The sequence below is a fragment of the Candidatus Rhabdochlamydia sp. W815 genome (assembly GCF_018642185.1).
GTDB lineage: Bacteria > Chlamydiota > Chlamydiia > Chlamydiales > Rhabdochlamydiaceae > Rhabdochlamydia > Rhabdochlamydia oedothoracis.
Window position 1 is genome coordinate 1 of record NZ_JAAVTY010000200.1, and the last position, 914, is coordinate 914.

At 36.1% G+C, this 914-nt stretch carries 1 protein-coding gene; it reads left to right on the forward strand.

What is annotated here, in order from left to right; all coding sequences use genetic code 11:
• On the forward strand, positions 1-214 hold a 214-nt coding region (locus RHOW815_RS09535; RefSeq protein ID WP_502757473.1), incomplete at its 5' end, for a transposase.
• Between the last annotated feature and the right edge of the window lie 700 nt (positions 215-914).

Here is a 914-nt window from a genome sequence, read left to right on the forward strand (position 1 = left end):
CCATTCTTGGGAAAGAGGCTTAAATGAGCATACAAACGGACTAGTTAGGCAATATTTTCCTAAAACACAAAGCTTTTTAGATACGACTTCCAAGGATATAGAAAGGGTGGAAACTTTACTAAATAACAGACCTAGAAAGGCTCTCAACTTCGAAACTCCACTAGAAGTGTTTACGAGATTATCTACAAACATGCTATGCTCGGGTGCACAATAGATGTTTTTTCAAGTATTTATATGTTCTTTTTTGTGCACTTCAAGGTTGAAAGGGCCCAACAAATGAAGAAACAATTATGTAGGGGAAGTATTTACCAAACCTGTTTATCCTGCTTCTCTTTTTGCTTGGCATTATAATAGAAAACAAGAAAACCCATAAAGCCTGTCATAGGCATTATTTGCCTTCGAGACACCTAGTCACACTACCAAACACTTGAAACAAGCGCAGAAGCTGTTTAAACGCGTAAATTGCACGTTTTTGGATTTGTTAACATAAGCTATTTGCTTTTGAGGTATTTATAACCACTCTTTCTCTTTTTTTAGGGTAGGAGCTATTTGGTTGCCGTAATAAACGGCAACTAAAAGCCCTTACCCTTCTTATAATACTCTTATAAGAGTCTTATAATATCTACCGCCTGCTTTTTACCTATGAAAGTTCTGCATCGTAGTACGGTAATTCTGCATCGTAGTACGGTAAATTGGCCTTTTTTCTGCATCGTAGTACGGTAACTCTGCATCGTAGTACGGTTGTAGTTTCCCCTTTTTCTCCGAAATTTGTAATTAAATATAAATTATCTGCTGAGTTTGTTTCGAGTGTGAACCTATCTTGAATTAAATTTACTGTTTTAAAGATACTTGCCGACTTAAGAAATTCATCCAATATCCCAGTAGTCCAAACATTAATAGTCCGTTCCAATATA